A 22,484-nucleotide genomic window follows, 5' to 3' on the forward strand; every position below is an offset into this window, starting at 1 on the left:
TGCATGACACGTATGAAAGAAGTGTAGACCACAACTGTTGCGCATTTGTAACCGCACGGTTTCCCGAATGTCTTCCGACCGCGCGGCAGGCGCGATACCGCGCCACACGGAGGCAGATGAGGATTTTCCCGGCGTGTCGAAGAGATTCCATGCGATCCCCAAGGTTCTCCGAAGCTCGGGCTCATGCGTGATCGAGGTGCCGCCCGTGCGACGCCTCAACCTCGACTTACCACCAGACACACGGAAGGCCCGCCCCCTGCCTCGGGGACGGGCCTTCCCATCACGTGCTCGACGGAACGAGCGGGCGGCGTGAGCCGCGATCAGTCGTCGAACGACCTCCACGGCAGCTTTCCGGATTTCTTCTTCTTGCCGTCAACCTTGGTGGTCATTCCCGTTCGCGCCTCCACCGCGTTCTCTGCGGCTTCGGCGGCCTCAGCCTCCATGCGGTCGTTCCACTGCTCCTCGAGCTGAGAGAAGCTGGCTTCGACCTGACTGTTCACGTTCTCCGAAATCTCGTCGGCGAGCTCGTTGCGAACCTGACGCCGCTGAGCCCGGATGAACAGCCGATGTTCGGCCTGCAAGGACTTGAACAGCGAGATGCACATGAACACGATGACGATCGAGAACGGTAATGCAGTGAGGATCGAGATCGTCTGAATCGCATTCAACGAGTTCTCTCCGCCGGCCCAGAGCAGGGCGGTCGCGGTTCCTCCGGCGATCAGGACCCAGAAGACCCGGACCCAGGTCTTGGGATTCGGCGATCCGGAGGACGAGATCATGCCCAGGACCAACGCGCCGGAGTCGGCAGAGGTCACGAAGAAGACGATGATCAGGATGACGGAACCGAAAATCAGCACCCCGGAGGCCGGCAGGTCCTGAAGCATCGTGAACAGAACGCCTTCGCTCTCCAGGTCCACGAGGCCGCCCTTGCCGAAGAGCTCGGTGTGCAACGCGGTGCCGCCCATCACGGAGAACCAGAAGAAGGACATCGCAGCGGGGATCAGGAGAACCGCCAGGACGAATTCACGCACCGTGCGTCCGCGGGACACTCGGGCAATAAACATGCCCACGAAGGCCGACCAGGAAATCCACCAGCCCCAGTAGAAGGTGGTCCAGGTTCCCGCGAACTCCTGGCCTTCGGAGCCGTCGAAGGCGAAGGTCGAGGCCGTCATCTCGATGACGTGCTGCAAGTAGTTGCCGATGGACTGGACGAACTCGCGGAGCAGGAAGACCGTCGGGCCCATAACCAACACGAACAGAGCAATGATGGCCGCCAGAACCAGGTTGCCGTTGGACAACCACTTCATGCCCTTCTCCAGGCCGGTGACCACGGAGAACAATGTCACCGCGGACAGCACGATGATGATCATCGTGTATCCCAGATTGCCGGTGGCCTCGATGTTGAGGAATCCGAGGCCGGAGGCGATCTGCATGACGCCGAGACCCATGGACGTCGCCACGCCGAAGAGCACGCCCACCAGGGCGACGATGTCGATGATGTCGCCCCAGACTCCGCTGATCCGGTCACCGAGCAACGGCTTGAGCGAGAAGCGAATGGACAGGGGGAGCTTCTTCCTGTGGGCGGAATAGGCGATGGCCATTCCGACGATCACGTAAATGGCCCACGGGTGAAGGCCCCAGTGGAGGAAGCTCCACGACATGCTCTGCTGGGCCAGTTGCTCCTTCGATCCCCCAACCTCGGGCGGGGGCGACGCGAAGTGGGCAATCGGCTCGGAGGCGCCGTAGAACACCAGGCCGATACCCATGCCGGCCGCGAACAGGAATGCCATCCAGGTCATAAAGGAATAATCCGGCGTGGAATCGTCCGGACCCAATTTGATGTCACCCAACCGACTGAACCCCAGGTACAGAGCAAATACCACGAAAATGGCCACAATAGCGGTGTAGTACCAGCCGAAGTATCCGATGACGTCCGTCTGGAGGGCCCCGAAGACCTCGTTGGCCTGGTGGGGAAAAAGCATAGTGATGCCAATAAAAAGGGCCATCACGATAGCTGCGGGAATGAAAACTCGCTTGTCGATCGCGCCGCGCTTCATCTTGTCGCGCAGGCGATCGGGCACTCCCCCAACCCGTATGTCAGGTTTTCTGGTTAAAAAGTTAGCCATGCAATCCTCTTTACGTACCTCATCAAGTAATGCGTGCAAGTGAGTTTTCGTCCCACCGAAATATTTAGTGATATATGCCACAAATTATCGATGGATGAAGCTTGCATAATGCAAGCACACTTACGAGTAGTGTACCCGGCAGTTAGATTAGTGTGTCAACTTTCGGGTGGCATGACGGACCCGCGCGGGCCCCTCCTCCCCCTGTCCGACAACGATCAACCTGTGGAATATCCGAGCCCGCCATAGGACAATGGGGGCATGAGTGCACCACAGATTCCCGACATCACCTCCACCGACTCGTGGAAGGAGCTTGAGCGGCACAAGGCCGAGTTGACACCCGACCTGAGGACCTGGTTCAACGAGGACCCGCGCCGGGCCGAGGAGTTCACGGTGGAAGCGGGCGACCTCGTCGCCGACCTTTCGAAGAACCTTCTGACCCCGCGCACACGCGATCTGCTCCTGCAGCTGGCCGATGCGGCCGACGTCGAAGGCCGACGCGACAGCATGTTCGCCGGTGAGCACATCAACGTGACCGAGGACCGCGCCGTTCTTCACACCGCCCTGCGGCGCCCGGAGGGAAGTGAACCGAGCCTCCGAGTCGACGGCCAAGACATCGACGAAGACGTCCACGAGGTCCTCGCAAAGGTCTACGACTTCGCGGATCGAGTCCGATCCGGAGAATGGACGGGAATCACCGGCCGCCCTATCGAGACCGTGGTCAATATCGGTATCGGTGGATCCGATCTCGGCCCGGTCATGGCGTACGAGGCGCTGAAAACTTTCGGTCAAGATGGTTTGACGGCCCGGTTCATTTCGAATATCGATCCCACGGACGCGGCCGAGACCGTCGCGGATCTGGACCCCGAGACCACTCTCTTCATCGTCGCCTCCAAGACCTTCGGCACGCTGGAGACCCTCACGAATGCACGCGTCTGCAGGACCTGGCTCCTCGATCGCCTCAAGGAGTCCGGAGCTCACGAAGGCTCGGACAATGACGCCGTGGCCAAACACTTCGTAGCCGTGTCCACCGCCCTCGACAAGGTGGAGGCCTTCGGGATTGATCCGGAGAACGCCTTCGGTTTCTGGAACTGGGTCGGAGGCCGTTATTCCGTGGACTCCGCGATCGGAACGTCCCTGGCGATCGTTCTGGGCCCGGACGCATTCGAAGAATTCCTCGCTGGATTCCACACGATGGACGAGCATTTCCGGACAGCGCCCGCGGAGAAGAATCTCCCGATCCTCATGGGGCTCCTCAACGTCTGGTACGTCAATTTCTTCGACGCATCATCGCACGCCGTGCTTCCCTACGATCAGCACCTGCACCGCTTCCCTGCCTACCTGCAGCAGCTGACCATGGAGTCCAACGGCAAGTCGGTGCGGTGGGACGGCACCCCCGTGACCACCCAGACCGGCGAAATCTTCTGGGGTGAACCGGGCACGAACGGCCAGCACGCCTTCTATCAGCTGATTCACCAGGGCACCCGGGTCATCCCGGCCGACTTCATCGCCTTCGCGAATCCCAGCCATCCCGTCAAGGATGGCGATACGGACGTGCACGAGCTCTTCCTGGCGAACTTCTTCGCCCAGACCAAGGCCTTGGCCTTCGGCAAGTCTGCGGATGAGGTCCGGGCGGAAGGCACCGATGAGGCTGTTGTTCCGGCCCGAGTTTTCTCCGGAAACCGGCCGACGACGTCGATCATGGCACCCGAACTGACTCCTTCGGTCCTGGGCCAGCTGATCGCCCTCTACGAGCACATCACCTTTGTGCAGGGCACGATCTGGGGCATTGACTCCTTCGACCAATGGGGAGTGGAACTCGGCAAACAGTTGGCCAAGGACCTGGCCCCGGCGGTCGGCGGCGACACCGCCGCTCTCGACAAGGAGGACTCCTCGACCAAGGGGCTGATCTCCTACTACCTCGAACGGCGCACGAGGAAGTAGTCACCCTCGTGACGAGAAGCCCGTGACCTGAGCGGACAACAGCGCGCCGGCCGTGGAGAGTTCTCCGCGGCCGGCGCTGCGTGTCACATCCCCACGGGTATCCGTGGCGCGAGGCGGCAAACGCGTGCGTCTTTCGCGACACCATCCGGACGAGACTGCCACGTCGCGCGGGAAGGACCCCATCCGGCGAGGCCAAAGGCTCGCGGCCGTACGGGCGGCAGTCTGGGCGGGCATTCGCCCACCCATCACATGAATCTCTCCATCACCACGTGCTTCGAATGCGCTCACGCATTCCGCGCGGCCCGCTCGATCAGCAGAGGGAAAACGCAGTCACGGGTCAACGGTGCAATATCACCGTCCCGAAGAGACTCTTCGGGGCGGCTCCACCTCAGTTCCTCGATCTCCGCCTGAGGAGAAATGTTGGCGAGGTCGTGGTCTCCCCCGGAGTTGTTCCACAGGAAGACCTCGCCCACCAGCTCATGCCCTGCCTCATTGGCCGCCTGGGTCTCCCACCGGCCCAGATACTCCAGCGCCTGCCGCGGGATGTCCACACCGAGCTCCTCACGGACTTCCCGAACTGCCGCGTCGAGCGCCGACTCCTGCGGTTCGGGTTTGCCTCCGGGGAACATGAAGCTGTGGGTTCTGCGCTTGCGAACGGTCAGGACCCGACCCTGCTGGTCCGTCACGACAACTGCTGAAACGGTGATTCGTGGCATGACCCCACCTTATTGCCCCACAAGGGGCCGGACGACGCCGCGTTTCGTCGGCGCACGTCTCGTCGTGGAGGTCTGCCGCTCTTGTCTCGCGCGGTGCCGCGCTTCGGCCACGGGCTCGAGGGACATGGCGCGAGGCGTCATCAACTGGTTCATCGATGAGGTCCGAACCGGCGGGTCCGGTATATTGGCCCATGGAAATAACCCTCGAAATCAAGCAGGGAGTACGCCGAAAACTCATGTCGAAGATCATCTACACCCACACCGACGAAGCGCCATTGCTGGCGACCTACTCATTCAAGCCCATCGTGGAGGCGTACGCGAACAGCGCTGGCGTTGATATCGAGACCCGGGACATCTCGCTCGCCGGCCGTATCCTCGCCCAGTTCAACGATGTCCTGCCCGAGGACCAGCGGGTCAATGATGCCCTGGCCGAATTGGGAGAGCTGGCCAAGACCCCCGAGGCAAATATCATCAAGCTGCCGAACATCTCGGCTTCCGTGCCCCAGCTCAAGGCAGCCATCAAGGAGTTGCAGGCTGACGGCTACGACCTGCCGGACTACCCCGACGAGATCAAGTCCGATGCGCACGCCGATGCCCGAGCTCGCTACGACAAGGTCAAGGGATCGGCCGTCAACCCGGTACTGCGTGAGGGCAATTCGGACCGCCGCGCCCCGCAGTCGGTCAAGAACTACGCCAGGAAGAACCCGCACACCATGGGCGCCTGGTCGAAGGATTCCAAGACCAACGTCGCGACCATGGGCGCCGACGACTTCAAGTCCAACGAGCAGTCCGTGATCATGCCCTCGGACGACACCCTGACGATCCGCTTCACCGGCGAGGACGGAACGCAGACGGTCCTCAAGGACGGCCTGAAGGTCCTCAAGGACGAGATCATCGACGGCACCGTGATGCGCGCGGCCGCTCTGGACGAATTCCTGGCTGCCCAGGTTGCCCGTGCGCGCGAGGAAGATGTGCTCTTCTCGGTTCACCTCAAGGCGACGATGATGAAGGTCTCCGATCCGATCTTGTTCGGGCACGCCGTCAAGGCCTACTTCTCGGACGTCTTCGAGACCTACGGCGACAAGCTCGCCGCCGCCGGCCTCTCCCCCAATAATGGTCTGGCCTCGATCCTGAACGGACTGGACCTCCTCGACGAGGAGACTGCCCAGGGCGTCAAGGAGGGAATCGAGCGCGGACTCGAGGAAGGCCCGTCTCTGGCGATGGTCGACTCCCGCAAGGGCATCACCAACCTGCACGTTCCCTCTGACGTGATCGTGGACGCGTCCATGCCCGCCATGATCCGCACGTCAGGCCACATGTGGGGCGCCGACGACGACGAACACGACACCCTCGCGGTGCTCCCGGACTCCTCGTACGCGGGCGTGTACCAGGCCGTGATCGAAGACTGCCGCGAAAACGGAGCCTTCGATCCGACGACCATGGGGTCGGTCCCCAACGTCGGTCTGATGGCCCAGAAGGCCGAGGAATACGGTTCCCACGACAAGACCTTCGAGATCGAGGGCAAGGGCGTCGTCGAGGTTCTGAACGCCGCGGGAGAGGCTCTGATTTCCCACGAGGTCGAGACCGGCGACATCTGGCGTGCGTGCCAGACCAAGGACGTCGCGGTGCGCGACTGGGTCAAGCTGGCCGTCCGTCGCTCGCGCGACTCGGGTACGCCCGCCGTGTTCTGGCTCGATGAGGAACGCGCCCACGACAGGAACCTCATTGCGAAGGTCGAGGAGTACCTCAAGGAAGAGGACACGGACGGCTTGGACCTCCGCATCCTCTCGCCGGTCGAGGCCACCAAGTTCTCGATCGACAGAATCCGACAGGGGCTCGACACGATCTCCGTGACCGGCAACGTGCTCCGCGACTACCTGACGGATCTGTTCCCCATCCTCGAGCTCGGGACCTCGGCCAAGATGCTGTCCGTCGTCCCGCTCATCAATGGCGGCGGCCTGTTCGAGACGGGTGCGGGTGGATCGGCACCGAAGCACGTGCAGCAGCTTGTTGAGGAGAACCACCTGCGTTGGGATTCGCTCGGTGAGTTCCTCGCGCTGGCCGCTTCCTTCGAGCACTTGGCCAGCACGACCGGAAACGACCGTGCACAGATCCTCGCGGACACGCTCGACGCGGCGACCGGCACCTTCCTCGAGGAGAACAAGTCCCCCTCGCGCAAGGTCGGGGAAATCGACAACCGCGGCAGCCACTTCTACCTGGCCACCTACTGGGCCGAGGAATTGGCGGCCCAAACTCGGGACAAGGACCTCGCGGAGCTCTTCTCCGGAATCTCCGAGAGCCTGAAGTCGAATGAGGACCAAATCGCGCAGGAGCTGCTGGCCGTACAGGGCTCCCCCGTTGAGTTGGGAGGCTACTACTGGCCTCAGGATGCCAAGGCCGACTCGGCCATGCGCCCGTCCGAGACCCTCAACGGGATTCTGGACCAGCTGACGAAGTAACAGTCCGAGCAACAAGGAGGGCCTCGAATGCCGCGGCATTCGAGGCCCTCCTTCGTTCTGCCGCCGCCAGGTCCTCAACGGTCTGTCCGCCCCACGGCAAGTGCCCCGGGGCTCGACATCACGAGCCCCGGGGCACTTGTTGTCTGGGACGAATCCCGGTTCCCTTACCGCTGGTCGCGGCGGTTGCCTTCCTCGTCCACCTCGATTTCTTCCTTGCGGACCTCGCCGGAGACGGTCTCGGTCTCCTCATGGGACTGCTTGCCGACGTGAACGCGCTCGGTCGCGACCGTCTCGGTGTCGACGACCGGCCGCTCCTCGTATGCCGTGACAGAAACTTCTTCGTCCTGGCCGAATTCGTTGCCATCGACCGGCTGGTGCGCCTCGGGCGAGTCCGGGTCGATCTTGGTGCGCTCGACCTGTACCTCCTCGCGGCGAACCGGGACCTCCACCGTTTCCGTATCCGTGGTCACGTGCTTGCGCAAGCGAACCTGGCCGGTTTCCTGGCGCTCGGTCTGGTCGGTCGCGGCCAGACGTTCTTCGTGGGCAACGACGTCGTTGTCCGATGCGCCGTGGCGACCGGTTCCGGCCTGTCCTGCATTTTCGGTCCTATCCGTGGTTTCGGACTGGCCCGAGACGCCGTCGCGGGTGTCCGCGGCCTCGGGCTGACCGCTGCTGTGACGTCCCGTGCCCGCCTGTGCCGAATCGCGGTTGTCCGCGCTACCGGCTGCCGCAGTGCCAGCGGCGGCTGTGCCCGCAGCGGCCGTGCCGGCTGCCGCGGTGCCAGCAGCGTTTCCGGTCTCGTCGCGGCTCTGCTCGGTTCGAGCGTCTGCGGACTGGTCGCCGCGGGCCCCGTCCTCGTCACCATGACCCGAGGCATCGCCGCGTCCGGAGGCATTGCCATCGAGCGAGTAGTACTCGTAGATGCGCTGTTCCTCGTCGGGGCTCAGCGAGCCATCGTCATCGATGTTCGGGGCGTCCTTGACGAAGTCCTTGTCGAAGGGGACCGTCAGTCCCTTGTCGGAGGCTTCTGCCTGGTTCAGTGGAACGAAGGTTTCCTTGGAACCGAACAGACCCGTATTGACGGTTGCGAACGTGGGCTCATTGGTCTGGTCGTCGAGATAGATCTCGCCAACCTTGCCGATCTTCTCGCCATTGTTTCCGTACACCGTGCTGTTGCGCAGGGACTCAATGTTCTGGTTATTGGTCATGGTCACTACCTTCTTTTGTTGGTTGGACGAAATTACCAATCCACATTTGAAATCAAATGACTTCGGCTTATGCGTTCAATCTATCCACATGCGAACCCGTGGTCAATGATTCGCCGAGCGGCTAGGGAAGATCCCAGGTTGGGGCATCGGATTCGCTGCGATATTCGCTCGCGTTCATCCCCCGGCCACGTGCCGGATACCCTCTTTGACAGAATGTCGATCTACGTCACACTGCCGCATATTTACGCGTTTGAGTCGGAACGAGTCGCTCGTCTTCGGGCAATTGTCAGACTTTGAAATCCACGTCACGATGCGCAAAAGAGCCCGGAGCCGCATCGACGAGGTCGTCGGTACGGTTCCGGGCTCGTCCCGCATTCGATCGGCGCTCGGCCCGCCCCTTAGTGCAGTTCGACGCCTTCGCGCGCGAGCCTCTTGCGCTCCAACGGCAGGAAATCTCCCTCGTGGAGGCTCGATTCGATGTCCTCGAGACTGCGCCCCCGGGTTTCCGGCACCCGGTAGTAGATCACGATCCACGCGATCACGTTGAGCGCCGCATACACCATCATTGCCCCACCCGGCGACAGGAAATTGACCAAGGTCAGGGCCGTGGAGGTGACCACCAGATTCGATCCCCAGAGCGCCATGGCGTGAAGGCTCGTGGCCGAGGTGCGAATTTTCAATGGATACAGCTCAGAACCCATGAGCCAGCCGACCACTTGGATGCCGCCCGCTTGGAACACCATGAACAGCATGAGGAAGATCAGCATCAGTGGGATGTTCGGGTGGTCGCCACCGATGAACAGGGTCAGGCCGAAGAGCGCAATCCACAGGGCGGCGAAGGGCAGGGTCCACAACATGAGGGTCCTGCGGCCCATCCGGTCGACGATGAACCTGCCGACTGCCGTCATGACCACGTACACGAGACCGACCATCACGTTGATGCTGAGCCCGATATCGGACGGCAGACCCACGTGCGTGAGGAGCGTCGGGGTGTAGTAGATCATCATTTCCAACCCGGTGATCTGGGTGAAGACGGCCACGGCGACGCCAGCGATGATCGCGGGGCGCATCCACTTCTCGCTCAGCATGGCCGACCATTCGCTCTTGGCGGCCTGCCTCTGCTCCTCTCGGCGGGTCTTCTCGATCTCGCGAATTTCCGTCTTCGCCGATTTTTCGCTCGGACGAACCCATTCGAGAACCTCGGTCGCCGTGTCGACTTCACCCTTGCTGACCAGCCAACGCGGACTCTCCGGCAGCGGAATCATCCCAAGCACCAGAACGATCGCCGGGATCGCAGCCACCACGATTTTCCAATGCCATTCGACGTCGCGGAGAAAGAAGTTGACGAGCGCCGCCGAGAGGATACCGACGCCGATCGCAATGTTGAAGAAGGTCACGTAGCTGCCGCGTTTGTTCTTGGGCGCCAGCTCGGAAATATACGTCGGGATCGTTTGGGTCGAACCACCCACGGCGAGACCGAGAAAGAAGCGGCTGGCCATCATGACGTATGGGTTCGGGGAGATGGCACAGAATACGACGCCGGCCACGAAGACGGAGGCCACCGCCATGATGGTCACGCGACGTCCGAAACGACGGGCGAAGAAGCTCGCCCCCAGTGCTCCGACCACGGCACCGGCGAGAATGAACGAGGTGATGAACTCGGCCGTGACACCGTGTTCACTGACGCCGTAGTCGTCGGCGATCTGGGCCAGGGTCCCGGAAATGACGCCCGTGTCGTATCCGTAGAGAAGCCCGCCGAGAGCCACGAGCAACGATGCGGAAATGACCCTCAGCCGTGCAGTCCGGCGAGGTTCCTGACTCATCGCTGCGGAGCGCAACTGGCCCGTGTCCGGGGAGTGTGATCCCTTCCCCTCGGGTGACGGAGAAGATGAACTTTCAGTAGTCAATCGTGTCCTCCTGACAGCACGTCGGACTGAATTCACTTCCGGACCGTACCGAGGAGCCGCCACTCTTCCGACCAACGGGCTCCACCTGTCGATCCGGGAGCGGTGCAGAAAGGCGGTGCGCCGCAGAATACGTGGTCTGCGGCGCACCGCCTTGTGCTTACTCCAAGGTTAGCAACAGGAAATTCTCATCGACAAGAGTCCGTGCGCCCTCCACGGGCGGCGCCGGGGAGTCTCCGCGGAGCTCGCCCGCCGCGTCGCCCCCACGTCGGCTCGGGGCGTCGGCCGGATCAGGCTTCGGTCTTCTGAGGCTCCAGGGACTGCACATCGGCATCCATCAGGGCAACGGGCTTCGAACGGGTCACGAGCTTGTGCACCAGCCACACCAGGAGGAATACCGGCAGACCGATGTAGGAACTCAGCACATGGAACAGCTCACCGTTGAACACGGCCTGGTAATTCTGTCCCAGAATCACCACGATGCAGAGCGCGAAGGCAACGATGGGCCCCAGCGGGAACAGGGGCGCCTTGTACGGGAGATCCTTCAGGTCATAACCCTGGGCGACGTAGGCGCGCCTGAATTTGTAATGACACACCGCAATACCGACCCACACGATGAACCCCGAGAGGCCGGAGATGTTGACCAGCCACGTGTAGGCCGCGCCCTCGCCGATGACGGCTGTGATGAACCCTGCCAGCCCCACCGAGGCGGTCGCGAGCAGAGCCGGCATGGGGACGCCGCGCTTGTTGACCTTGCGGAAGATCTTCGGGGCCTTGTCCTCCAGCGCCAGCGACAGGAGCATGCGGGCGGAGGCATACAGGCCAGAGTTTCCGGCGGAGAGGATCGCCGTGAGGATCACGGCGTTCATCAACGAGGCGGCGAATGCGATGCCGGCCCGCTCGAAAACAAGAGTGAAGGGCGAGAACGCGATATCGGACTCGTTGCTTCGCAACAGATTCGGATCGGTGTAGGGAATCAGAAAACCGATCACGATGATGGCGCCGACGTAGAAGAGCATGATGCGCCAGAAAACCGAGCGCAGGGCCTTGGGGACGTCCCGCCGGGGGTTCTCGGCCTCACCGGCCGCGACACCGATCATCTCGGTCCCTTGGAAAGAGAACCCCGCAATCATGAAGACGGAGATGATCGACAGGAAACCACCGTTGAAGGGGGCTTCCCTCTCGGTCCAGTTCGAGAAGCCCGGAGAATCGCCGCCGAGGATCCCGAAAATCATCAGGACGCCGGCCACCAGGAAAACGATGACCGCCGCGACCTTGATCGCGGCCAACCAGAATTCTCCTTCGCCGTACGCGCGCGAGGACATGGCGTTCAAGGCCGTGAGAAGGACCAGGAAGACGCCGGCCCAGACCCAGCCGGGGACGTCCGGAAGCCAGAAGGACATGATGAGACCAGCAGCCACCAATTCCGCCGCAACCGTGATCGCCCAGTTGAACCAGTAGTTCCACCCCATGGCGAAGCCGAAGGAGGGGCTGACGAACCGCGTCGCGTAGCTCTGGAAGGATCCCGCGATGGGAAGGTGGGCGGCCATTTCGCCGAGCGACTGCATGAGCAGCAGGACCATGATTCCGATCACGGCATAGGCGGCCAACGCACCGCCCGGGCCGGCGCTGGCGATCGTGCCGCCGGAGGCGAGAAAGAGACCGGTCCCGATGGCGCCGCCAATCGCGATCATCTGCATATGACGATTGCGGAGGCCGCGCTTGAGGCCTTCTGATGTGAAGGATTCCAGCTTGTCGTCACTACTGGACACGAATACCCCCGAGGGTCGAACGCCAAAGTCAAACTAGGTTACCACCGGATCCGTGAGTTGCGGCGGTTTCCGGGACGAGGCCGGGCGCATCGATCCCCGCAACTCGGCGGCTACCTGGGCAAACGAATGGCCCGCCACGGCGCCTGAGCGCCGGTGCGAGCCATTCGGAAAACCGGTTCGGCGGGGTGCCTAGCCGCGCGCGGCAGCCATGGCCGAGTCGTAGTCCGGTTCCTCACCGATCTCGGGGACCAGCTGGGTGTGGACGACTTCGCCCCGCGGGCTGATGACGACGACAGAGCGCGCCAGGAGCCCCTCCATCGGGCCATCGGTGATGCGCACGCCGTAGTCGTCTCCGAAAGTCGAGCGGAAACCCGACGCCGTGACGACATTGTCGATGCCCTCGGCACCGCAGAAGCGGCCGAGGGCGAACGGAAGATCGTTCGACACGCATACCACGGACACGTTCTCGAGGCCGGCGGCCTCCTCATTGAACCTGCGGACGCTGGCCGCGCAGACTCCCGTGTCCACCGAGGGGAAGATGTTCAGGACGATGGCCTGTCCCTCGAAATCGTTCTCGGTGACCTCGCCGAGATCCGTCCCGGCCAAGGTGAATGCTGGCGGCGTCGTCCCGGTTTCGGGCAGTTCGCCCGAGGTCTGAGTGGGGTTGCCCTGGAAGGTGATTTCAGCCATGTGTATTCCTCTGTCTCGTGACGTCGTTGTGCTCGGCGATGTATGGCGCCTAGTTGGTCTTCTCGGCTACCTGGCGCTGGATGCGGGACAGCATGCCGCTCATCCCATTCAACCTCAAAGGGCTCACGGCCTGTGTGAGGGAGAGCCTCAACGGCAGGTCGGAGGGGACGCCCGCGACGACGTCGGCCGACGCGCCGTCGAGCCCCTCCTGCAGGATCCCGGCGAAACCACGGGTCGTCGGAGCCTCCGGCGGGGCGGAGAAGTACAACCGCACGGTGTCATCGTCCTCGACCTCGGTGACCAAAAAGATCGGCGACTGACACTCGGGAACCGGCTCCAGAAGTTCAGGGTGGTCCTGAAACCTGGACGGCAGTTCCGGCAGGCCATTGCTGAATTCGAGGAGGAGCTGCAGACGGTCCTGCGGCGGCAGTTCCGCGAATTCGTCCACGATCTCCTGAAGTGCTGCGGGGAGTTCGGTTGCGGTCTGGGTCATGATGCTGCGGGGGCCTCTCCTGGTTCGTCGCCCTGAACGATGGGCACGCGCACGGCGTTGCCCCATTCCGTCCAGGAACCGTCGTAATTGCGGACATTGTCGAAGCCGAGCAGGTGCTCGAGCACGAACCACGTGTGGCTCGATCGTTCACCGATGCGGCAGTAGGCAATGATGTCCTGATTCGGTTCGAGTCCCAGTTCCTGCTGATAAATGGTTCGCAGTTCGTCGGCGGACTTGAAGGTTCCGTCCTCGTTGGCCGCACGGGCCCAGGGCACGGAGCGTGCGGTAGGAATGTGGCCGCCGCGCAACGCCCCCTCCTCGGGGTAGTTCGGCATGTGGGTTCGGCGACCCGTGTATTCGTCGTCGCTGCGGACGTCGATCATGGGCACCGTGCCGATGCTCTCGCGGACCTGGGGCAGGTAGGCGCGAATGCGCGCGTCGTCGCGAGCGACCACCGGATACTCACCGGGAGCGGGCGAAGGAACCTCGGTCGTGGTCTCGCGCCCTTCCTCGATCCACTTGGCCCGTCCGCCGTCCATGAGGCGAACGTCTTCGTGCCCGAACAGCGTGAACACCCACAGTGCGTAGGCGGCCCACCAATTCGACTTGTCGCCGTAGACCACAATGGTCGAGTCCCGGCCAATGCCCTTGTCCGACATGAGCCGCGCGAAGGCCTCGCCGTCCACGTAATCGCGCGTCACCGGGTCGTTGAGCTCCGTATGCCAATCGACCTTGACCGCGCCCGGGATGTGCCCTGTCTCGTAGAGGAGCACGTCCTCGTCGCTCTCTACGACCACAACGTCCGGGTCCTTGGCGTGCTCCGCGACCCACTCCGTGCTCACGAGTCGTCCCGGATGCGCATAGGCGGTGAACTTCGCACTGGTGTCATTCGGTACTGGCACTTTTCCTCCATCGGATCGTGGGAATTCTTCTTGAGGGAACGCGCGCGGCGACCTCTGTTATTCCCGAATCTACAGCTTTCGCCCGCGAGACGCTTGGGGTCATGTTTCGCACTGTGACAGGTGCTTACCCGCACCGGTCAAAGGCTCCTACGCTGAAATTCCAGTCAGACAGACCGTCGGGAACGACGAGAGCCACTCCCCTCGCCGAATTCCGAATGAGAGACACCCGAACGTTTCGAACGAGGAGCAGGATGAGCCAGCGTCAAGTGCACCTTGCGGCACATTTCCCCGGTGTCAACAACACCACCGTGTGGTCGGATCCCCAGTCCGGCTCCAACATAGATTTTTCCAGCTTCGAGCACTTCGGTCGGGCGGCCGAACGCGGCCTGTTCGACTTCGTGTTCCTGGCGGAAGGCCTTCGTCTGCGCGAGCACAAGGGCAAGGTCTTCGACCTGGACACCGTGGGTCGTCCGGAGACCGTCACGGTCCTCTCGGCCCTGTCCGCCTTGACCCGCCGTCTCGGTCTGGTGGGAACCCTCAGCGCGACTTTCAACGAGCCTTACGATCTGGCCCGCAAGCTGGCGACTCTCGACCACGTCTCCGCGGGGCGGGCCGGCTGGAACGTGGTGACCACGAATGATGCATTCACCGGTGAGAACTTCCGTCGGGGCGGGTACCTGGATCGTGCGGACAGATACCGCAGGGCCGTGGACTTCATCCATGCGGCACGCAGCATGTGGGATTCGGACGCGGGACCCTTCGATTTCTCATCCGAATTCTTCTCGATCTCCGGAGACTTCCCGGTACCCACGAGCCCGCAGACCCACCCGGTTCTTTTCCAGGCCGGTGACTCACCGGAGGGCCGCGACTTCGCGTGCGCCAATGCCGATGCCATCTTCACCCGTCACTCCGGGCTCGAGGACGGCAAGGATTTCTACGCCGACATCACCGAGCGTCTCGCCCGATTCGGGCGGTCCGAGGACGACCTGAAGGTTTACCCGGGGGTCACCTTCATCATTGGTGACACCCACGAGGCCGCGGCCGAACGGTCACGTTCGGTCGCCTACCAGCAGGTCTCGGGACCAGGTGCTATCGCGTTCCTCGAACGGCAATGGGGCAAGGACCTGAGCTCCTACGACCCGAACGGTCCCCTGCCGGACATCGAGCCCGACGACGGTTCGGGCAATCTTTCGCAGGGAAGGGTCCAGCACGTCAAGGATCCACGCCCTCTGATCGAGGAGTGGCGGAAGCTGGCCAGGGACAAGAACCTGTCGATCCGCGACCTCGTCGTCGAGGTCTCCGCACAACACGCGTTCGTGGGAACCCCCGATGAGATCGCCGCACGCATGGACGAATACGTCCAGGAGCGCGCCGCCGACGGGTTCATACTGATTCCGCACCTGACCCCCGGTGGACTCGACGAATTCGTCGACACCGTGGTCCCGGCGCTTCAGGCCCGCGGTGTCTACCGGGACGAGTACCCCGGCGATACCCTCCGCGACAGCATGGGCCTCCCCGGACCCACGCCGGCGGGCCAGTGGGCGGCCGCGCGGGAAGCCTCCGATCAGCCAGTTGGAAAGTAGGAAAGACATCATGAACTTGCCTCTTGCCGTGGCCATTGCCCCGCAGGCGACCACGGAATTCGACGCACTCGCCTCTGTGGTCCGGCACGCGGATTCGACGGTCGATGGAGAGCTCCCGGTCCGGTGGCTGGTGCTTCGAGACGATTTCCTGTCGGGTGCGGATGCCCTGACGGTCTCGGCGTGGCTCGCCCCACAGTCGGAGGGCATCGAGCTGGTTCCGGAGGTTCCGGTCACCCACAACGAGCCCTTTCACGTCTCGACGGCCACGGCTACGCTCGACTTCGCGTCGACGGGTCGGGCCGGGTACTCCCCTTCGGTCCAGACCGATGCCTCCGCCGCGGACGCCGTCGGCAGACGTTCCGCGGCCGATCCGGATGCGGCCTGGCGTGAAGCCGGCGACATCGACGACGTCGTCCACCGCCTGTGGGCTTCTTGGGAACCCGATGCAGTCATCCGCGACGAGGCCACGGGTCGCTTCATCGATCGGGACAAATTGCACTACGTGGACTTCACGGGCACCGATTCCGTCGGCGGCGAATTCACCGTCAAGGGGCCCTCGATCACTCCTCGGCCGCCGCGCGGCGAGCTGCCGGTCCTCGTTCGCGTGTCCGACGACGCATCCGCGCGGGCCGCGGCGCGGTTCGCCGACGTCGCCGTACTGGACGCCGATGCGTTCACGGACGCCGCGACCGGTCAACGCCTGCTCGACGCGGTCGCGACCGGTCCTGCCCGCCCAACGGTGTTGCTGTCCGTGGCGCTGACCGAAGAGGGACGGACCGCTCGTGGCGAGGCCACGGCCTCGGTCCTGTCCGCCTTGGTGGACGAGGCGAATGAGCTGGTGGGAATCGAGTCTGCAGTGGAGACCACGGACGTCGCCGGCGTCGAGGGGATCCTTCTCGATGCTCCCACGCCCGAAGCCGCCGTCGCGGCGCTGTCCGGTGGCGAGCGGGCGAACTGACGTGAACGCCACGATCGTCTTCGTGGGAGGCGGCCCGAAGACCACGGGGATCCTTCTGTCCCTCGCAGCCTCCCTGCGCTCGGATTCCTCACGCGGCGGTCCTTTGGACATCCATGTGATCGACCCGTACCGGGTCGGCGGCGGTCGGATTTGGCGACACGAGCAGTCCCCGACGCTGTGGATGAATTCCGTCGCTCGAGACGTCACTATCTTCCCGGATTCCGATGCCTCTCTGTCCGCCGCCCCCGTGACCGGCCCCGACCTCGCGACCTGGGTCGCACGTGAAGGCCGCGATGAATTGGAGCGGCGAGGACTCGGTCCTGACGCCGACCGGCTGGCCCCGAACAGTTTCGCCCCGCGACAGGTTCAGGCCGCCTATTTGTCCTGGGCCTTCGACCGAGCCATCGCACACATGCCCGAGAACGTGCGCGTCCACGTGCACCGCTCGACCGCGTCCCGCATCGTGCCCTCGGAGGGGCGGCGCAGGGTCGTCCTGGACGGCCCTGGGGGCGAGGATGGCATCACCGCAGACGTGGTGGTCCTGGCCCAGGGGTTCATCGAAATCATGGACGACCCGGACACCACGGCCATGAAGTCCGCGGCCGAGCGGCACGGGCTGACCTACATCGCTCCCGGATACACCGCCGACGTCGATCTCTCTTCCCTGCTCCCCGGCCAGGACGTGCTCGTGCGCGGGTTCGGGCTGGCCTTCGTGGACGCGATGATGATGCTGACCGAGGACCGGGGCGGAGTCTTCCGTGGGGAGGGCAAGGGCACGCGGTACGTGCCGTCGGGCCGGGAGCCGATCCTGTGGGTCGGCTCCCGCCGAGGCGTGCCCTACCGCTCCAAGCTCGGCTATCTTCCCGAAGGAATGCGCGTGGGTCCGACCCGCTACATGACGCGGGAAAATGCGGCGTCGTTGGCCACAGAGCGCGACGCCGACGCGCGGGCGGCGCTGAGCATTCAGGGCGACATCATGCCGCTGGTCGATATGGAATTGTTCGTTGCCCACTATTCCGAACTGGCGTACCGGCACCCGGAGCGCGTCAACTTCGACAGCGACGACGTCCGGGACAAGGGCGACGAGTGGTGCGCCCTGTTCCTTGAGGGCCGTACGGACGATGCAGCCGACGCCCGTGCTGCAGCCGATGACTGGGCCCGGGAGCACACGCCCGATCCGCGGGATCATTACGATCTCGACAGCATCGACCGCCCTCTGGGGGGCATGGAATTCGGAAGCGTCGCCGACGTCGAGAGCACGGTTGCCCAGCACGTACGCCAGGACATCGATCGCGCCGCCGACCCGGCGTGGTCCCAAGACTCGGCGCGCTTCCATGCGCTCGTCGGGGCCTACTACGTGGTCCGTGAACTCGTGAGCCAAGGTGCTTTCTCGGCCGAGGACAGGATCCGGAATTTCGACGCCGGGTTCCACAGCCTGTTCTCCTATATCGCCTCCGGTCCCCCGCCGCAGAGGCTCGAGAACCTGCTTGCCCTCCACCGGGCCGGGCTGGTCCGATTCCTGGGCCCCGACATGGAAGTGGGGCTGCGCCACGGCCGCTTCGAAACGACTGCGGGTTCCTGCCCAGAGACCATCTCGGCTCCGAGCCTGTTCGACGCGCGATTGGCCAGGATCAGCGCCGAGCGGGCCAAGGACGAACTCCTCCGGGATCTCATCGACCGAGGCGAGCTCAGGCTCGAGAGCAGCGGTGGAGCGGCCGCAAAGTTGCTGATCGATTCGACCAACCGCGCCCTCGACGCCTCCGGCGAGCCTCAGGACGATCTCCTCATGGTGGGCCCATCGGTCGCCGGTTCGGTCGAGGAAGCCTTCACGCGGCCGGGAACCGACGCCCACGTATTCCGGGACAACGAACGGCTCGCACAGCGGCTGCTGACCACGGTGCAGCTCGCATCGCCGGCAGGGGTTTCCTGAACCGGGTGCCGCGATCTCGGGAACCTTTCTTACCCTTTCTTGTTCCCCACTGGGCGGAGCAGGTCTGGGCGAATTCGCGAGGGAATGCCACCTCGTGGGACACGCCCTCCCGCCCCGGGGAGGCGATACATGGGGCAGCGCCACGGACGACGAGGCGGCGGCCAGCGTTCCCCTGTACTGCACGGTTCTGCGATCATTGATCGGCGCCCGACGCGTCCTCACATTCCTTTGACTCAAATCACACTCGGACAGTCGACCGCCGCATTGCCGCCTGCTCACGGTGGTGGCACAATCATCCTTCGTGAATACGACATGTGGTTCTCATTCGGACCATTTTCCCTCGTCAAATAGCGATTCTTCACCGGAGGACGAACCACTTCCGGAGGATCGACAGCACCCGGGGAATGACCCCCACCCGGAGGCCGGCACCAAGAACCGGACCATGGCCCTTCCTCTCGACGCACCCCGACCTCGGTCCAAGGCCCCTCTGGCTCTCGTGGTCGCCGCGATGGGCGTGGTCTTCGGCGACATCGGGACCAGTCCCCTCTACTCGATGCAGACGGTTTTCAGCATTCACGGTGGCGCGGTCCGTGCGACGTCGGAGGACGTCCTGGGCGTGATTTCGATGGTCATCTGGTCCCTGCTGCTCATCGTGACCCTTGCCTACATCGGATTCATCCTGCGCGCGGACAACCACGGCGAGGGCGGCATCCTGTCCCTCGCGGCCCTGATCCGGCACAAACTCGGCAAGACCTCGCACCGGGCAGGTGCCGCGGTCATCCTCGCGATCATCGGAGCCTCCCTCTTCTACGGCGACTCCCTGATCACGCCCGCCATCTCCGTGATGAGCGCGATCGAGGGGATCGAAGTCGTGGATCCGGGATTCGCCGAGTACATCGTTCCCCTCTCCGCGCTGATCCTCACCGGTCTCTTCGTCGCCCAACGATGGGGAACCGGCAAGATCGGCACGGCTTTTGGACCGGTCATGGTCATGTGGTTCCTCGTCCTGCTTGTCCTGGGCCTGCCCAAGATCGTCGAGAACCCTTCGGTTCTCCGAGCCCTCTCGCCGACCTACGCCATCGCCTTCGCCCTGGACAGACCCTTCATCGCCTTCATTGCCCTGGGAGCGGTGGTCCTGGCCGTGACCGGTGTGGAAGCCCTCTATGCGGACATGGGCCACTTCGGCCGCCGACCCATCATGCTGGGCTGGCTGTATCTGGTGCTCCCCGCCCTGGCCGTGAACTACCTCGGCCAGGGGGCGATGATCCTCGACAATCCGTCGACCATCACCAACCCGTTCTTCAACCTTGCCCCGCAGTGGGCAAGAATCCCCCTGGTGGTTCTGGCTGCCTGCGCGACCATCATCGCTTCCCAGGCTGTGATTTCGGGGGCCTTTTCCGTGTCTCGCCAGGCCACCCGCTCATCCCTGCTTCCGCGATTGCGCGTTGTGCAGACGTCGCGTGAGCAAGGGGGCCAGATCTACATGCCCACCGTGAATCTCTTGTTGTTCCTGGGCGTCCTCACGCTCGTGTTGGTCTTCCGTTCCTCCGGAAATCTGGCGGCGGCGTACGGGCTGTCCGTGACGGGGACTCTTCTGCTCGAACTCTCCTTGTTCCTGCTTCTGGCCCAAGCCGTGTGGAAATGGCCCTTCGTCAAGATCGCAGCGCTGGCTGTCTTCGTCGGCGGCCTCGAGATTCTGCTGTTCGGCGCGAATGCGGCCAAGGTTCTCTCCGGCGGCTGGCTGCCGTTGCTCATCGCGGCGTGCTTCGTCGTCGTCATGATGACGTGGAAGCGCGGGTCACGCATCATGTGGGGCCGGAGGGCGGCGATGGAAGGTCCCGTCGAAACCTTCACCGAGCAGCTCGGGCGGTCCACCGTCCAGCGCGTTGCCGGGCTGGCCGTGTATCCGCACGGAAATCCCGCCACGGTTCCCCTGGCGCTCCGGAGAAATCTCGAGTCCAATCACGTGCTGCACGAGAACTGCGTGGTCATCACGATGAAGAACATCGGGGTCCCACATGTCCTTTCCGACCAGCGGATCACGGTCTCCCACCTGGGAGAGCCGGGCAACGGCATCGTGCACATCCTGTGCAAGGTCGGATTCAACGATTCCCAGGATGTCCCCCAGGCGCTTCGACTGGCGACCATGGAACACCCAGAACTTGGCTTCGACCCGTCCGAGGCGATGTACATGCTCTCGGTGTTCCGCATCGAACCCGGGCAGGACAGTTGCATGCCGCGGCCGCAGAAGACGCTGTTCCGGTTCCTCGAGAAATTCTCGGCAAATCGGACGCAGGCCCTTCACCTTCCTCCGGAACGGACCACGGTCATGGGTGCCCAGGCCGAACTGTAGGCGGGAAGGGTCATCACCTCAGCGAGCGCGCTCCCGGAGGTACCGACGGGCCTTCGGGGTCTCGATGAGGATCATCGTTCCGCCGAGGACCCACAACGGGATCTGAACGGACATGGCCGCTTTGAAGCCTTCGAGGGAATAGGTGTCCGGGGTTCCGGCGTGCATGAGGTCGAGAACCAGGCCGATGCCCAACACGGTGATCAGCGCCGCGCTGAAGCCACCCATGTTGACCAGGCCGGTCGCGACGCCGCGCTGACGTTTCGGCGCGTGGGTTCGCACGATGTCGAACGCGACCATGGACAGCGGGATCCCGACGCTCATGATGACGCCGTAGACGGCGGTGACCCCGAAGGGTGCCGTACCGGGCCAGATGAGCAGGACCAGCCAGGATGCGAACATGACGAGCACGCCACCGAGAGCGAGCATCACGCGGTGTTCGGAGTACTTGGAGAGAATCGGCCCGAAAAGCAGCGCGCCGACCATGGAAGCCACGATGGCGATGTTGAGGATCGTGTGGGCCGCGGCGTCGGAGTATCCCAGGCCGCCCGTCAGGAACGGGGTGCCCCACAGGAGCAGAAAGCTGTCCGGCGCGAACATGGTCGAGAAGTGGACCCAGAATGCCAGACGGACGCCCGGCCGTTTCATGAGGGAGGCCACGGCCGGTCGGATGCCGCTGGATCCGGGCCCGACCACCGGCAGGACTTCCGTGAGAATAATCGGACCAGTATCGGCCTGGAAGGTGGTTCCGGCGGTCTGGATGTCGGTTTTCCTGCCGGTCAGGCGCTCGAGGATGGTTCCGGCCCCGGGGCCGTCCCGCATGGTGATCGCGACCAGGAGCAGGATGACGACGCCGATGGCCGTCAGGCTCGCGAACCCCGAGAACCACCCGAAAGCGCCGATCACGGCGGCCAGAGGTGCCACGGCCACGAGCTGACCGACTTGCCCGGCGAGACCCGTGATCTGGTTGACGAGGGGGGTCTGCTTCCGTGTGAACCACTCGGCGACCAGTCGAACCACGGACGTGAAGATGCACGCATCCCCCGCACCGAGGAGGATGCGGGCGAAGATGGCGACGGGGATCAGGCTGGTCGTGGCCAGGACGAGTTGGCCCACGGCCATGAGGAGCATGCCCGAAGCGATCACCCACGAGGTGCCGAAGCGGTCCAGGCACACCCCCACCGGGATCTGACACAACGCGTACACGACGAGCTGAAGCACCAGAAACGAGGACAGAACCGTTGCTTCGGCCCCGAAATGCTCCTGGGCCGCGGGCCCGAGGGCTGAGAACGAGCTCCTGTTGATCAGGGCCAGCATGTATGCGGCCAGGCCAACGCCCCACATCAGCCATTTGATATGCAGTCTCCGGGTCATCATGGGTTGACTGTATCGTCCCAAGTGACCTGGGGGTCCAGAGGTGACGCATCCTTTCCGCTCGGCGTGCCGCGGCCG

General features: G+C 63.7%; 15 protein-coding genes. 6 read left to right on the forward strand and 9 right to left on the reverse strand.

Features of this window, described 5'->3' with window-relative positions:
• Positions 1–320: 320 nt before the first annotated feature.
• Entirely contained in the window at positions 321–2,126 is a 1,806-nt protein-coding gene (locus AB0Y14_RS03720; protein ID WP_436587894.1) for a BCCT family transporter, read from the reverse strand.
• Between the two features lie 258 nt (positions 2,127–2,384).
• Here AB0Y14_RS03720 and pgi point away from each other — a divergent pair, with 258 nt between their 5' ends.
• Complete coding sequence (gene pgi, locus AB0Y14_RS03725; RefSeq protein WP_436587895.1) at positions 2,385–4,067, forward strand: glucose-6-phosphate isomerase; 1,683 nt, start codon at positions 2,385–2,387, stop codon at positions 4,065–4,067.
• Positions 4,068–4,351: 284 nt separating this feature from the next.
• Here the strand turns inward: pgi and AB0Y14_RS03730 are convergent, their stop codons facing one another.
• Positions 4,352–4,783 carry an NUDIX hydrolase gene (locus AB0Y14_RS03730; RefSeq protein ID WP_436587896.1) on the reverse strand — a complete coding sequence of 144 codons (432 nt, stop codon included), beginning with the start codon at positions 4,781–4,783 and terminating at the stop codon, positions 4,352–4,354.
• Between the two features lie 236 nt (positions 4,784–5,019).
• Between AB0Y14_RS03730 and AB0Y14_RS03735 the strand changes: the two genes are divergently transcribed.
• Positions 5,020–7,242: an NADP-dependent isocitrate dehydrogenase gene (locus tag AB0Y14_RS03735; RefSeq protein WP_436588818.1), complete on the forward strand. Its 2,223-nt coding sequence runs from the start codon at positions 5,020–5,022 to the stop codon at positions 7,240–7,242.
• A gap of 164 nt (positions 7,243–7,406) precedes the next feature.
• Here AB0Y14_RS03735 and AB0Y14_RS03740 read toward each other — a convergent pair whose 3' ends face one another.
• From AB0Y14_RS03740 to AB0Y14_RS03765, 6 genes are all read right to left on the reverse strand, one after another.
• Complete coding sequence (locus AB0Y14_RS03740; RefSeq protein ID WP_436587897.1) at positions 7,407–8,450, reverse strand: PRC and DUF2382 domain-containing protein; 1,044 nt, start codon at positions 8,448–8,450, stop codon at positions 7,407–7,409.
• 398 nt (positions 8,451–8,848) lie between these two features.
• Positions 8,849–10,273 (reverse strand): sugar porter family MFS transporter, encoded by a 1,425-nt coding sequence (locus AB0Y14_RS03745; protein ID WP_436587898.1) that lies wholly within the window; start codon positions 10,271–10,273, stop codon positions 8,849–8,851.
• Between the two features lie 371 nt (positions 10,274–10,644).
• Positions 10,645–12,054 carry an amino acid permease gene (locus AB0Y14_RS03750; protein ID WP_436588819.1) on the reverse strand — a complete coding sequence of 470 codons (1,410 nt, stop codon included), beginning with the start codon at positions 12,052–12,054 and terminating at the stop codon, positions 10,645–10,647.
• A gap of 261 nt (positions 12,055–12,315) precedes the next feature.
• Positions 12,316–12,816, reverse strand: coding sequence for a thiol peroxidase (gene tpx, locus AB0Y14_RS03755; protein ID WP_436587899.1), 501 nt, complete (start codon positions 12,814–12,816; stop codon positions 12,316–12,318).
• A 49-nt stretch (positions 12,817–12,865) separates the two neighbouring features.
• The gene (locus AB0Y14_RS03760) at positions 12,866–13,309 is read right to left on the reverse strand and encodes a SufE family protein (protein ID WP_436587900.1); all 444 of its coding nucleotides are present in this window, start codon (positions 13,307–13,309) and stop codon (positions 12,866–12,868) included.
• Positions 13,306–14,211 carry a sulfurtransferase gene (locus tag AB0Y14_RS03765; protein ID WP_436587901.1) on the reverse strand — a complete coding sequence of 302 codons (906 nt, stop codon included), beginning with the start codon at positions 14,209–14,211 and terminating at the stop codon, positions 13,306–13,308. Before AB0Y14_RS03765 ends, AB0Y14_RS03760 begins: the two co-directional genes overlap by 4 nt.
• 251 nt (positions 14,212–14,462) lie before the next feature.
• Between AB0Y14_RS03765 and AB0Y14_RS03770 the strand changes: the two genes are divergently transcribed.
• The 4 genes from AB0Y14_RS03770 to AB0Y14_RS03785 all read left to right on the forward strand — a co-directional run bounded on the left by AB0Y14_RS03770 (position 14,463) and on the right by AB0Y14_RS03785 (position 21,035).
• Positions 14,463–15,794, forward strand: coding sequence for an LLM class flavin-dependent oxidoreductase (locus tag AB0Y14_RS03770; RefSeq protein WP_436587902.1), 1,332 nt, complete (start codon positions 14,463–14,465; stop codon positions 15,792–15,794).
• A gap of 10 nt (positions 15,795–15,804) precedes the next feature.
• Entirely contained in the window at positions 15,805–16,752 is a 948-nt protein-coding gene (locus AB0Y14_RS03775; RefSeq protein WP_436587903.1) for an LLM class flavin-dependent oxidoreductase, read from the forward strand.
• A gap of 1 nt (position 16,753) precedes the next feature.
• Entirely contained in the window at positions 16,754–18,682 is a 1,929-nt protein-coding gene (locus AB0Y14_RS03780; RefSeq protein WP_436587904.1) for an FAD/NAD(P)-binding protein, read from the forward strand.
• Positions 18,683–19,124: 442 nt separating this feature from the next.
• The gene (locus tag AB0Y14_RS03785; protein WP_436587905.1) at positions 19,125–21,035 is read left to right on the forward strand and encodes a potassium transporter Kup; all 1,911 of its coding nucleotides are present in this window, start codon (positions 19,125–19,127) and stop codon (positions 21,033–21,035) included.
• Positions 21,036–21,053: 18 nt separating this feature from the next.
• Here the strand turns inward: AB0Y14_RS03785 and AB0Y14_RS03790 are convergent, their stop codons facing one another.
• Positions 21,054–22,409 (reverse strand): MFS transporter, encoded by a 1,356-nt coding sequence (locus tag AB0Y14_RS03790; RefSeq protein WP_436587906.1) that lies wholly within the window; start codon positions 22,407–22,409, stop codon positions 21,054–21,056.
• Between the last annotated feature and the right edge of the window lie 75 nt (positions 22,410–22,484).

This window comes from Rothia sp. HC945 (genome assembly GCF_051370785.1).
Lineage (GTDB): Bacteria > Actinomycetota > Actinomycetes > Actinomycetales > Micrococcaceae > Rothia.